The following is a 12,728-nucleotide window of genomic DNA, read 5'->3' as shown; positions in this document are numbered from 1 at the left end:
CGATGGCGAATCATGCGGTGCGGATTCAAAAGCTGATCGACCGCCACGGCTACGAGCCTGTGGAAGATTTTATCGACACATGCCTGTCGCTCGAAAACCTGATCGACTACCACGCGCCGTATATTCGCCGTCCTGAGGCGCAGACGTTCGTGCCGGTGACGGAGGATGATCGGGTCGATACCACGCCGGAGGGCTTGCCCGTCGCGCGGCACTACATGAAGGAGTATATCAATCCGCCGGAGTTCATTCAGGAGCAGCGCGACCGGCAGGATGCCGATCGTAATCGTTCGCGCAGATTTCCTGAGAATCCGCAGAAGGATGTGCTGCTCTTCCTGCTGAACTACGCGCCGCTGGAGCGCTGGCAGCATACGGTGCTTGAGATCGTCCGCGACGAGATGTACTATTTCGCGCCCCAGGCGATGACCAAGGTCATCAACGAGGGCTGGGCCTCTTTCTGGCATAGCCAGATCATGACCCAGAAGGCCGCGCGCGCCTCGGAGATCGTGGATTTTGCCGAGCATCACTCCGGCGTCGTGGCGACCAGTCCGGGGCGGCTGAATCCGTACAAGCTGGGCCTGGAGCTGCTGCGCGATGTCGAGGACCGCTGGAACCGGGGCAAGTTCGGCAAAGAGTACGACGAGTGCGAGGACTTTGCCGTCAAGCGCGCCTGGGACCGGAAGGCCGGGCTAGGCCGCCAGAAGCTCTTCGAGGTGCGCAAGTTCCACAACGATATTACCTTCATCGACGAGTTCTTAACGCCCGAATTTGCGCTGGAGCAGAAGCTCTTCACCTTCCGCTACAATCGCGATACGGACCTGTACGAGATTGCCAGCCGGGAATTTCAGGAGATCAAGCAAAAGCTGCTGTTCCGAATGACCAACTTCGGGCAGCCCTTCATCTACGTCGAGGATGGCAACTACGGCAATCGCGGCGAGCTTTACCTGCGTCACCGGCACGAGGGCGTCGATCTGCGCATCGACTACGCGCGCGACACGCTGCGTAATCTGCACAAAATCTGGACGCGACCGGTGCATCTCGAAACAGTGGTCGATGAAAAGAAGCGCCTGCTGACCTTCGATGGTCGCGATTATGGCGAGCGTCGCATCGACTGACGGGGCGGCGGGCCTGCGTTGGCGTAGCTGGCATAGCCGATGCTATAGTATCTAGCATAAAATCAAGGAGCCTGTTCGGGGAACAGTCGATGTTCTTGGTTCTACGTTTCGAGTGCTGAGATTCGAGTGCCGAGTTTCCGGTTGGTTCTTAGTGTGCCCAGGGGGCGCCGGTTCTTGGTTCTCCGGTTGTTCTTTGTTCTTTCGCCCAGAGGGCGCCCGCCCGGCCCGACGGAACACAAGCAGGAGGCTGCGATGAGTAGCACAAACTCGATAGCCAAAGATGTCGCAGACCGGCTGCGCCAACACATCGATCGGGGCGAGGGAGTGGTCACGGTTGACGGCGGCGACGTAACAGTCAGCGTCGATGTCGAGCAGAGCGAGCGCTACGCGGTGGGCGTTCGCGGCATTCAGGTCAGGCCGCAGCAGCCGTGCGGCGATGTCCGCGATACGGCGGATCGGATCGTCGAGCAGGTGCAAGCGCTGGACGGGCCGCTGACCGTCGTCGAGTGCGACAGCGCGAACGGGCGGGCGATCGTCCGCTCGGCCGAGCCGGATGCCGACGAGCGCGGCGTGGGCTACTGGGAGGCGGACGTACAACGGGATGGCACCTCGCTGCGCCGCTACCACAAGGATCACGCCGCTCCCGAACGTGAGGCCGTCGCCGAGCCGATGAAGCACGCCACCGCGGGGCGAGTCGCCGAGCAACTTGCGGACGCGGTGCGCTCGGCCCAGACTTCAGGATAAAACAGTATGATCCAGGATGTGTTGCCGCTGATCGACGAGTGCCGGGAGCGGGGCGAGCCGCTGGCGGTGGCGACGGTGGTGCGGACCTACGGCTCAGCGCCGCGCCAGGTCGGCTCCAAGATGGTCGTCAGCAAGAGCGGCGCGCTGGCGGGCTCGGTTTCGGGCGGCTGCGTCGAGGGCGCGGTCTTCGAGGAGTGCCAGCAGACGCTCAAGACCGGACGGCCCAAGCTGCTGACGTTTGGCGTCTCCGACGAGCAGGCCTGGGAGGTTGGCCTCGCATGCGGCGGCACGATCGAGGTGTTTGTCGAGCGTCTGGATTGGTGACGCTTATGATCTTCGATACGCTGCGAGCGGCGATTGCGGCGGAGCGTCCGGTCGCGCTAGCCACGATCATCATGGGCCAGCCGCTCGGCGCGAAGCTGCTGCTCGATCCGGTGGGTCCGTCGATGGGCTCCTTGGGCGACAAAGCGCTCGACGCGCAGGTCCGAGCCGACGCGCTGGCCTTGCTCGACGCCGAGATCAGCGAATCGCGCTCGTACTCCTCCACACACGGCGATGTCTCAGTGCTGATCGAGGCGTATCCATCGCCGCCCCATCTGATCATCGTCGGCGCGGTCCACACGGCGATCCCGCTGACCACCTGCGCGAAGCAGCTCGGCTTCCGCGTCACAGTGATCGATCCGCGCGCGACCTTCGCCACGCAGGAGCGCTTTCCCGACGCCGACGCGCTGATCGTGGAGTGGCCCGACGAGATCCTGCCGACGCTGCGCCTGGATCGCTCGACCTACGTCGCGGTGCTGACGCACGATCCCAAGCTGGACGATCCTGCGGTGCGCATCGCGCTGCGCTATCCCGTGCGCTACATCGGCGCGATCGGCAGCGTGAAGACGCAGGCCAAGCGCAAGCAAGCGCTGCTTGAGGCGGGCGTGAGTCCGGCAGACCTTGAGCGCATCCACGGCCCGATCGGGCTGCCGCTGGGCAGCAAAACGCCCGCCGAGATCGCAATCGCCATTTTGGCCGAGATGATCGCCGTGCGACGCGGCAAGCAGCCGTAATGATCGCGGGCGTGCTGCTGGCCGCCGGGCGCTCGCAGCGCATGGGTCAGCCCAAGCTGCTGCTGCCGTGGCGTGGCCTGCCGCTGGTGCGCTATATCGCGCAGCAGGCGCTCAGCACGCAGCTCGACGAGCTACTGGTGGTCGTCGGGCATCGCGCCGAGCATATGCTGGCTGCGCTCGACGGCCTGGATGTACGCATAGTGCGCAACGAGCGCTTCCTCGATGGGCAGAGCACCTCGCTGGGCGCGGGCATCGCCGCCGTAGGCGCGGACGTATCCGCCGCGTTGGTGCTGCTGGCCGATCAGCCTCTCCTTCAGCCCCAGACAATCGATGCGCTGCTGGACGTGTATCGCCGCGAGCATCCGCCGATCGTCGTGCCGCGCTACGATGGACAGCGGGGCAATCCCGTGCTCTTCGACAGCGCGCTCTTCCCCGAACTCCGTGCCATCACCGGCGACCGAGGCGCGCGCGATGTGATCATGGCGCATCAGGATGAGATTCGCTGGCTCGATACTACAGACCGTGGCATCCTCCTTGATATTGACACTCCCGACACATACGAGCGGTTGATCGAGCAGAGCGGAGTCGAGCGTTAGTAAGCGAGTCTGTGGGCACAAAAGAAGAGCGGGAGAAGGGGAAAAAACTGCCTATTGCAAATTCCGTGCCGCGTTGCTATAATCGCGGTATCTCCTTCTCCTCTCTTCTCTTGTCTCAAGGGCTCGGCTACTGCTGGGTCCTTGAGGCGTTTAAGTTGGCTGTGTCCCACCCCCACCATCGAGTGATCGAATGAGCAATAGAGCGCTATCTACAGCGGCAACGATTCTGGTTGTCGAAGATGATCTGGTGATCGCCACATTGCTAGAGGAACTCCTGTCGGATGAGGGCTATCTGGTCCGGCTGGCTAGCTCGTTGGCGGCTGCGATCGACGTTATCGAAGTGGAGGAGCTGGACACCATTTTGCTGGATGTGCAGTTACCCGACGGCTCCGGCTTCGATCTGTGCGCCCGGCTACAATCCAACCCGCAGACCGCAGACGTGCCGATCCTGCTGCTGTCAGGTATCGATCGCAGCTCAAAATTCGTGGCGCATGGCCTCGATCTCGGCGGCTACGATTTCTTACCCAAGCCGTTCTACAACGACGAGCTGCTGGCGCGCGTGCGGGTACTCATCCGGCTGCGCACGATGCAAAAGCGGCTGATCGAGCAGGAGCGCGATCGGGCGATGCTGGCGACGGCGGGCGCTGCGGCGCATAACCTGGGACAGCCGCTCACGGCGGCGATGGGGCTGGTGCGCATGCTGCTCGATACCGAGCTGAGCGCCGCTCAGCGCCAGGACCTGGAGATGATGCAGACGGCGCTCAGGCAGATGAGCGAGATCGTGAAGCAGATCCAGGGCGTGCAGCACTATATCACGCAGCCGTACCTGGATGGCGCGTCCAGCATCGAGATTCTCGATCTGGAGCAGGCGCGCGGCGAGCGGCCTTCGTAAGACGCAGAACCAAGAACCGGGTGCGATGCGGGCGCACCAGGAACGAGGGGAAGAACTAAGAACCAAGCGCCGGGGAACGGGGGAACAAAGGAACTCGAAACAAGGCTTTCCAAAGACACCTTTTGATTCTGGATTAACGTAACGCTTGTCAGGCGGACCTCAGTACGCTACAATGCTCGTTCGACATCGTTGTTTTTCGTAAAGACGACTCGGCGCTGCTGAGTCGCGCGAGCTTATGGCTGTTACTGCTCCGCCAACTGAGCGTCCACCTGTATCTCAAGCATCGATCGCGCTGACGGAACCACGGCGCTGGATCATCACCGTCGAGCAGGCGCTATACGTGCTGATCGGGCTGCTGTCGGTGCTGAGCCACCTGTACCTGCTCGGCGATCGAGCGTTTCATCACGACGAAACCCTTCACGCAGCGTACTCCTGGCGCATCTATCGCGGCCAGGGATACCAGCACGATCCGCTGCTGCACGGGCCGTTTTTGTACTACTTTACGGCCTTGCAATACCTGCTTTTCGGCGATAGCGATTTCACGGCGCGGCTCAGCGCCGCGCTCTTCGGCATGGCGCTGACGCTGCTGCCCTGGTTTCTCAGGCGCGATCTAGGGCGCGGTGCCGCGCTGGTCGCCAGCGTGTATCTGCTGATCTCGCCGATTATCCTGTATGTCGGTCGCTTCATCCGCCACGACATCTTCGCGGTCGTCTTCGAGCTGCTGTCGGTGATCGCGATCCTGCGCTACATCGCTACCGAGCGTCCGGTCTGGCACTACACGCTCGCGGCGGCGATGGGCCTGATGCTGACGACGATGGAGACGTTCTATCTGTTTCTGGCGATCCTCGGCAGCTTCGTCTTCATCTGGGTCGTCTGGCAGGTCGCGCGGCAGCTTTTCTGGCTAGTGCTGGCCTATGGCGCGGTCGCGGTCGTTGCGCTCAAGGTGGTGCCGCGCTTCAGCGGCCCGATCCCGCTGCCGACGCCCGATCAGGCGCTCCGCGTGCGGCATCGCCCCGACAATAATCTGATCGAGTACACGCGCGATGTCGGCGGCAGCATCGGTCCGATGCTGCTGCATCCGGCCAGCCTGCTGGTGCTGGTCAGCACGCTGCTGCTGCTTGGCACGCTGATCGCGGCGATCTTTGTGCGGCGCGGCTCAGATGGACGCAGCGCGTGGCGACGGGTGGCCGATACGGCTCCAGCGGGCACGCTGATCAGCGCGCTCGACCGAATACCGGGGCGGCAGTGGGCGATTGCGTTCGGCATCGCGTTTGTGATCTATGCGGTGCAGTACACCGCGTTTCTCTCGAATCCGCTCACGCCCAACCTGGCGGGCCTGATCACCGGCGTCTCCGGCTCGTTCCTCTACTGGCTGGGCCAGCATGGCGTGCAGCGCGGCGGTCAGCCGCCGCACTACTACCTGTTTCAGATCTCGGTCTATGAGCCGCTGCTGCTGCTCTTCGGTCCGCTCGGCCTGGCGCTGGTGATCCGCCGCCTCGTGCGGCTGTTCTTGCCGCGCCGCGCCGCCGATCCGTCGGCGCCGCGCTCGCCCTGGCTCGGAGAGCGGGCGATCTTCGCTCCGGCGCTGCTGGCGTGGTGGAGCCTGGGCGCGCTGGCGATCTATAGCTGGGCTGGCGAGAAAATGCCCTGGCTGACGATCCATGTTGTGCTGCCGCTGGTGCTGCTGAGCGCCTGGGCGCTGGCGCGGATCTGGCGCTGGGCCGCGCGCTTCGGCTTCGACGGGCTGGTGCTGGGCCTGACCGCCATGACCGGCACCCTGGTGCTGCTGACCTTCAACCAGTTCACGACGCTGATTCGCGATGCTGAGGCCGTGAAGCTGGCGGCGGCCTGGCCGCTGCTGGCGCTGAGCTTCGTTGGCCTGCTGGCGGCGGGCCTGACCATCTTATATCGCTCGGCGCGTCCGGCGCTGCTGGCGCTGCTGAGCCTGGCGCTGGCCTTCGGCGTCTTCTTCACGCTGCGCAGCACCGTGCGGCTATCCTACGTCAACGGCGATGTCGCGGTCGAGCCGATGGTCTTTGTCCAGACCTCGCCCGACGTGGCGCGGGCGCTCGACAATCTGCGGCAGGCGTCGCTGCTGCGCACGGGCAAGCTCGATCTGCCGATCCGCTTCGACAACGAGACGGTCTGGGATTGGTACCTGCGCAACTACACAGAGACGAGCGGCAGCCGTGGCACGCAGATCCCGGAGATCGGCGAGGAGGTGCAGGCGGTCTTTATGCTGTCGGAGAACGTCGCGGCCAACGAGTCGAACCTGACGGGCTTTCTGCGGCAGGAGTATCCGCTGCGCTGGTGGTTTCCCGAATGCGAGGTTTATCGCTTTCCCGGCAGCGACTCGTACTGCGGCAGCAATCCGGAGTCAAGCTCGCTGCTCAGCCGGGTGATGCGGCGGCCCTGGGACGGCAAGGCGCTGGCGGAGTACTGGCAGTTCTGGTTCGATCGGAAGCTGCCCGCGCCGCTCGGCTCGACCAACTGGACGCTCTTTGTGCGGCCTGAGGTGGCGGCTGAGTTCGGCGTCGGCTCCGGCGATGCGCAGTAGGGGGCACGACATCTGGCCCGCGCCCGGATACGTATCTGTACATAATGCAACGCCCCCCGCAAAATGGTTGCCGCTGGTTAGATATAAAAGCTTGAGCGTATGATACACAACGATTACACGCCTACCATTGCACCGCGCCGCTCGATTCTCGATCGTCGATTTGGCCTGGAGCGGATCGGCACCGAAGTGCTGCTGTATGCCCTGCTGTTTCTGATCAGCAGTTTTCTCCATATCTGGCAGCTTGACGTCAAGGCGATGCACCACGACGAGTCGATCCATGCCTGGATGAGCTATAAGTTCTTCAATGGGCTTGGGCCGTTTAGCTGCGCCGGTGGCGGTCAGTCCGACACCTACTGCTACGATCCGGTCTATCACGGCCCGTCGCTGTATGTGCTGACGCTGCTGACCTACTTCCTGTTCGGCATCGGCGATGCCCAGGCGCGGCTGCCGATGGCGCTGGCCGGGATCGGGCTGGTGCCGATGGCCTGGACGCTGCGCCCGTTCGTCGGGCGGAAAGCCGCGTTTCTGGCGGCGGTGCTGATGACCGTCTCGCCGTCGATCCTGTACTACACGCGCTTTGCCCGCCACGATGCGCTCATCTTGCTGTGGTCGCTCTTCATGGTGGTAGGGCTGTTCAAGTTTTTGCGCGAGGGCGGCGCCGCGAATCTCTCGCTGGCGATGGCGGGTCTGGCGCTGGCCTGGGCCACGCACGAACTCGTCTTCATTCTGATCTTTATCGGCGGCAGCTTCCTGGGCTTTCGCCTGCTGTGGGAGTGGCGTCCGCGCATCTTCTTCGTGGCGACCGCAATCGCGCTTGCGCTGTCGGTGGTCTTTGTCGGCGTGACGATCGTCGTCACGGAGCAACAGTCGCCGGGGCTGTACAAGCTGCTGCATCGCTTCCTTGGCCCGGTGCTGCTACTTGGCGGCGGCGCGCTGCTGATCCTGCCGATGTCGCTGGCCTGGGAGCGCGAGCCGATCCTCTCGGATCGGCTGGCCGAGACGTGGCGCTTCCATCGCGGCGCGTACGGTGCGGCGCTGTCGACGTTCCTGGTGATCTTCGCGCTGCTCTTCAGCACGTTTTTCGCCTATCCCAAGGGCTTTTTAGACGGCTGGTACTGGGGCATCAAGTACTGGCTCGGCTCGCAGCACGACTTTGCGCGCGGCGATCAGCCCTGGTTCTACTACCTGATGCTGCTGCCGATCTACGATCTGCTGGCGCTGCTCTTTGGGCTGGTGGGCGTGGGCTGGCTGATGGCGGGCGGTCTGCGTCAACGCCGCGCGCGGCAGGCCAGCGTCGCGGCGGCGGTGCCCGTGGACGCGCAGGCTCCCGATGGCGATGGCTGGTCCGAGGCTCCTACAGCCGAGGCGGTCGACGGTGGACAGCAGCCTGCCGTCTCTGGTTTCGGCCTGTACGCGCCGCCGTCGCTGCTCGTCTTCTTCCTGGGCTACTGGTTTATCCAGGCGTTCATCGGCTTCTCGTGGGCCGGCGAAAAAATGCCGTGGCTGCTGACGCATATCTCGCTTCCGGCGACGCTGCTGGCGGCCTGGGTGCTCGGCACGCTGATCGATCGCGTGCCCTGGCGCGAGCTACGCCACGACTATGGCTGGACGGTGCCGTTACTGACGCTGCTGCTGGTCAGCTCGACCTTTGTGGCAGCCTACGCCTTCTCCGGCTCGTCGCAGACCGTCGATGGGCTGCGCGCGCGGCTGCAAGGGCTGATCCCGATCGTCTTTGCCGGTCTGTGTATGTTTGGCCTGCTGACGATCGCTAGCTGGTTCGGCGGTCGCGTCGTGCTACGGCTGGCGGGGCTGACAGTCGCGGCGGTGCTGCTGCTGTACGGCATTCGCGCGACCACGCTGGTGGTCTATCGCCATCCCGACACGCCGATCGAGCCGCTGATCTACACGCAGACCGCGCCCGACGTGCCGATTCTGGTGCGGCAGATCAACCAGATTGCGATCAACCAGACCCGCAACAATCGCACGGCGGACGATCCGACCGGCGGGCTGAGTATGCCGCTGATGATCGACGGCGGCGGCAGCAAGCACAGCGGCGAGGGGAGTCTGGCCTGGCCGTTGCAGTGGTATCTCCGCGATTACAAGAGTATTCGCTGGCTCGACGTGGACACCAGCACCGCGATCAATCCTGAGGTGCCGGTCGTCGTGCTGTACAAGCCGCACGTCACGCCGGAGTTGCAGAGCCAGCTCGAAGAAGAGTACGTGAAAACGTCGGAGGGCGTGTTCAACTGGTGGTTTCCTGAGCACACCGATACCGGCGGTCAAAATGGCGGACAGCCTGCGCGCGGCTACAAATCGCTGGGCGCGGAGGGCGTCGTCACGGTGCTAAGCTGGCCGATCAATCCGTCGAACTGGCCCGCGCTGGCAAAGTACATGCTGTATCGCGAGCTGCCGCTGGATCTCAAGGGCCGCGAGATGGAAGTGTATATGCGCCGCGATGTCGCGCCCGGCGGCGGTGGTCAGGTCAGCACAATTCCCACCGAGACGATCCGGCCCGAAGAGGTGCTGGCGCAGAGCGAACTCAACGGCGCGCGCGGCATGACCACAGACGGCAGCGGTAATCTATACATCGCCGACTCGCTGAATCACCGCATCGTCGTGCTCAGCCCTCAGGGCGAGCAGCTTCGCGTGATCGGCAGCCTGGGCAACGGCGACGGTCAGCTCAACGAGCCGTCGGGCGTGGCGGTCGACGCCGATGGCAACGTGTATGTCGCCGATACCTGGAACAGCCGGATCGTGAAGTTCCGCGCCGACGGCACCTTCGTCAAGCGCTGGGGCACCTCGACAACACCGTTCGGCGATCCGTTCACCGACGCGCAGAGCGGGCAGACGATCCAGCGCTACGCGACCGATACCAAGGGCGATGCCGCCGCGAACGCGCAAAATCCGCTGAGCTTCTTCGGGCCGCGCAACGTGCTGGTGCTGAACGATCGGGTGTATATCGCTGATACCGGCAACTCGCGGATCGTCGTCACCGATCTGGATGGGCAGTTCATCCAGCAGTTTGGCAGCAAGGGCAGCGCCGCCGGGCAGATGCAGGAGCCGATCGGGCTTGGCGGCGACGAGCAGGGCATGCTGTATGTCGGCGATACCTGGAACGGACGGGTGCAGGTCTTCCAGCGCGCCGCAGACGGCAACACCGATCCGATCCCGCTCAAGACGATCGAGGTCAAGGGCTGGGTCGCGAATACCTACACCGATCCCTACATCGCGGTCGCGCCTGATGGTCGGCTGTGGGCCTCGCTGGGCGGTCGCAACATGATCGCCGCGTTCGATCAGAGCCAGGAGAATGCACGGCGGCTGAAGTCCGAGCCGGCGCTGAACGCGCCCAAGGGTATCGCCTACAGCCCCGACAATAGCCTGCATGTGCTCAGCAGCGGCAGAAACGAGATTCTTCGGTTTAGCATGCGGTGACGAGTGAGAATAGAGCGCCAAGAACAAAGGAACAAAGAGCCAAACCCGGAGCTTGCTTGTTCGCTTGTTCCCCCGCCAGCGCGTGGCATGGTCTTTGCTTTATGTCTATTACTGAGAGTAGACGGATGAGCAAACGCACATTGTCGCTGTTCCGTCTGGTTGCAAAGGAGCAAGCATTATGGACGAGAACAAAGAACGCGCCAAGGGCAAGATCGATGAGGTTGTCGGCAATATCAAGCAGGGTGTTGGCAGCGCATTCGGTAACGAGCGCATGGAGGCCGAGGGCCGCGCCCAGGAGCTGGGCGGCGAAAGCCGCCAGGATGTCGCCAAGGGCGTCGGTACGATGAAGGGCATGGCCGAGGAGGTCAAGGGCAACATCAAGCAGGGCCTCGGCGATCTGACCGACGACGAGCGCTTGCAGGCCGAAGGCAAGGCCGACGAGCTTAAGGGCGAAAGCCGCCAGCGCTTCAACGAGTAATCTCACGACGATCAATGCCGCAGGAGCGTCTTGCAAGACGCTCCTGTGACGTTTAATCAGCTTCTCGAGATTGTCACCAACTCTCAGGCTGGCTCGCCGTCGATCAGGCTATCGCCGAGCTGCGGCTGCTGCGCCCGGCGTGGCAGCGACCACTCCGGCCCACTGAGCGCGATGGCGATAAAGATCAGCAGCGTCAGCACCGACCACAGCCTGGCATAGTCCTCGATGAAGTAGAACGCCGTATTTGAGCGATCGACGCCGGTGTTGTAGTGCAGATAGTAGGTGTAGACGTAGTACAGGTTGATTGTATGCAGCGCCGTCACCGCCAGGTAGAGCAGAAACGGCACGTTGAGCAGGCTTTTTAGCGCGCTCAACGGCTGTGCGCGCTGGCTCTGGATGCCGTACAACAGCGCGAAGATGATCAGAAACGGCAGCACGGGATACAAATACCGCTCGTGCATGCGCGTTAGAACCATCACCGGCAGGAACGTGAAGTACGCTGCGAAGAAGAAGATTGTGAAACGATCGTCGGCGGTGCGGCGAAGCTGGCGGATCATCAGCAGCGCGCCGTAGACAATGCCGATCAGATACAGCAGCGTGCCGATCGTCCGCAGCGTGAGGCCAGCTCCCACCGCGACCGTGTCGTCCTTCCAGAAGCCGTAGATGCCCCACAGGTTGTAGGAGAACAGCGAGGTGTGCGGGTAGGTTTCGACCGATTTGCTCAGCAGTGCGATCAGGCGTCCGAAGGCGTTCAGGCCTAGGAACGGCACGAGGATGCTGTAGGCGACGACGATGCCGATCGCGCCCGCGATCAGCCAGCGCCGCACGGGATAGCGCAGCAGCACCACGATGCCCAGCACCGGCGCGAGGCTGATCGCCTGGGGCTTGATCAGGAACCCGACGACGTAGCTGACGACCATTCCCTCGACGTTGCCGCGCAGCAGCAGCAGGACCGATAGCAGCATGAAGAAGGTAAACGAGGCGTCGATCTGGCCCCAGATCGCCGAGTTGAAGATGATCGCCGGGTTCAAGATGTAGCACGCGGCGGCCAGGGAGGCGAGCAGCAATCCAGGGCGCTGGCTGGCTGGCTGCGCGGCCTCGACGGCCTCCTCGCGGTAGGCCCGATCGATCGTCAGGAAGATCAGCACGGTGGTGGCAAGATCGAACAGGATCGGCGGGAGGCGATACAAAAAGTGGTAGGTGCCGATGCCCGCGTCTACCAGAAAGGCGTGCTTGATCGCCGCCGTCAGCCACATGACATAGACATAGCCCGGCGCGTAATCGGAGAAGAGCGTGTCGGTGTAGAAGCCGCCCGGCCCCACCCGCAGCACATGCTCGCCCCAGGCGATCCAGTCGTTCATATCGATCGGAAAGGGCGGCCAGCGCATGGCCCACAGCCGAACCGCCAGCCCGACGGTGAGAATAAGCGCTAGCACACCATATGATCTGCGTCTGCCAGTCATCTGCTCCATGAGGTGTCCTGTGTTACATCAAGCTTGGTAGCGCGCCGTAGGGCACGCTAGAGCTGTATGCTACACGGGTGAGCGGAGAAAAACAAGCGGGAGGGGTGGGAGTGGCTCGTCAACATCGGTACTAGGCATCAGCGATCTCGATCCTCAGGGGCAGCGCGCCCCTCTTAAGCTCCTGCGCCTGAAATACACCTTGTGCGGATCATACGTTCGTGTTAGATAGCTGGAGCTAAAAAGGTGGTTGATAAATTCTTTAAGGCGGCCTATACTAGCAGTAGAGCCATCGGATGTTGCCCGCATTATTCCAGCCGTGCTTTTTTTTATGCACCTTTGCATGGGCGGGGACTTTGTAGTAATCAGATCGCTGCTAAAGTAGCAGGTTTCCTGATACCA

The 12,728-nt window shown here is 63.0% G+C and carries 10 protein-coding genes; 9 read left to right on the top strand and 1 reads right to left on the bottom strand.

Annotation, left to right across the window (positions count from 1 at the left end; translation table 11 throughout):
• The 9 genes from VFZ66_02520 to VFZ66_02480 all read left to right on the top strand — a co-directional run.
• A partial coding sequence (locus VFZ66_02520; GenBank protein HEX6288031.1) for a SpoVR family protein occupies positions 1 to 1,112 on the top strand: 1,112 nt, incomplete at its 5' end.
• 252 nt (positions 1,113 to 1,364) lie between these two features.
• Positions 1,365 to 1,856: a hypothetical protein gene (locus VFZ66_02515; GenBank protein HEX6288030.1), complete on the top strand. Its 492-nt coding sequence runs from the start codon at positions 1,365 to 1,367 to the stop codon at positions 1,854 to 1,856.
• A 6-nt stretch (positions 1,857 to 1,862) separates the two neighbouring features.
• Positions 1,863 to 2,180 carry an XdhC family protein gene (locus VFZ66_02510; protein ID HEX6288029.1) on the top strand — a complete coding sequence of 106 codons (318 nt, stop codon included), beginning with the start codon at positions 1,863 to 1,865 and terminating at the stop codon, positions 2,178 to 2,180.
• Between the two features lie 5 nt (positions 2,181 to 2,185).
• Positions 2,186 to 2,911, top strand: coding sequence for an XdhC/CoxI family protein (locus tag VFZ66_02505; GenBank protein HEX6288028.1), 726 nt, complete (start codon positions 2,186 to 2,188; stop codon positions 2,909 to 2,911).
• Complete coding sequence (locus VFZ66_02500; protein ID HEX6288027.1) at positions 2,911 to 3,507, top strand: nucleotidyltransferase family protein; 597 nt, start codon at positions 2,911 to 2,913, stop codon at positions 3,505 to 3,507. Before VFZ66_02505 ends, VFZ66_02500 begins: the two co-directional genes overlap by 1 nt.
• A 190-nt stretch (positions 3,508 to 3,697) precedes the next feature.
• On the top strand, positions 3,698 to 4,399 hold the full coding sequence (locus tag VFZ66_02495; GenBank protein HEX6288026.1) for a response regulator: 702 nt from the start codon (positions 3,698 to 3,700) through the stop codon (positions 4,397 to 4,399).
• A 235-nt stretch (positions 4,400 to 4,634) separates the two neighbouring features.
• Positions 4,635 to 6,956 (top strand): flippase activity-associated protein Agl23, encoded by a 2,322-nt coding sequence (locus VFZ66_02490; protein ID HEX6288025.1) that lies wholly within the window; start codon positions 4,635 to 4,637, stop codon positions 6,954 to 6,956.
• Between the two features lie 99 nt (positions 6,957 to 7,055).
• On the top strand, positions 7,056 to 10,388 hold the full coding sequence (locus VFZ66_02485) for a flippase activity-associated protein Agl23 (protein HEX6288024.1): 3,333 nt from the start codon (positions 7,056 to 7,058) through the stop codon (positions 10,386 to 10,388).
• Between the two features lie 178 nt (positions 10,389 to 10,566).
• Positions 10,567 to 10,866 carry a CsbD family protein gene (locus VFZ66_02480; GenBank protein ID HEX6288023.1) on the top strand — a complete coding sequence of 100 codons (300 nt, stop codon included), beginning with the start codon at positions 10,567 to 10,569 and terminating at the stop codon, positions 10,864 to 10,866.
• An 83-nt stretch (positions 10,867 to 10,949) separates the two neighbouring features.
• Here the strand turns inward: VFZ66_02480 and VFZ66_02475 are convergent, their stop codons facing one another.
• Positions 10,950 to 12,302, bottom strand: a complete 1,353-nt coding sequence (locus VFZ66_02475; GenBank protein ID HEX6288022.1) for a hypothetical protein — start codon at positions 12,300 to 12,302, stop codon at positions 10,950 to 10,952.
• Between the last annotated feature and the right edge of the window lie 426 nt (positions 12,303 to 12,728).

The sequence above is a fragment of the Herpetosiphonaceae bacterium genome (assembly GCA_036374795.1).
Taxonomy (GTDB): domain Bacteria; phylum Chloroflexota; class Chloroflexia; order Chloroflexales; family Kallotenuaceae; genus LB3-1.
This window is presented reverse-complemented; position numbering and strand designations above follow the sequence as displayed.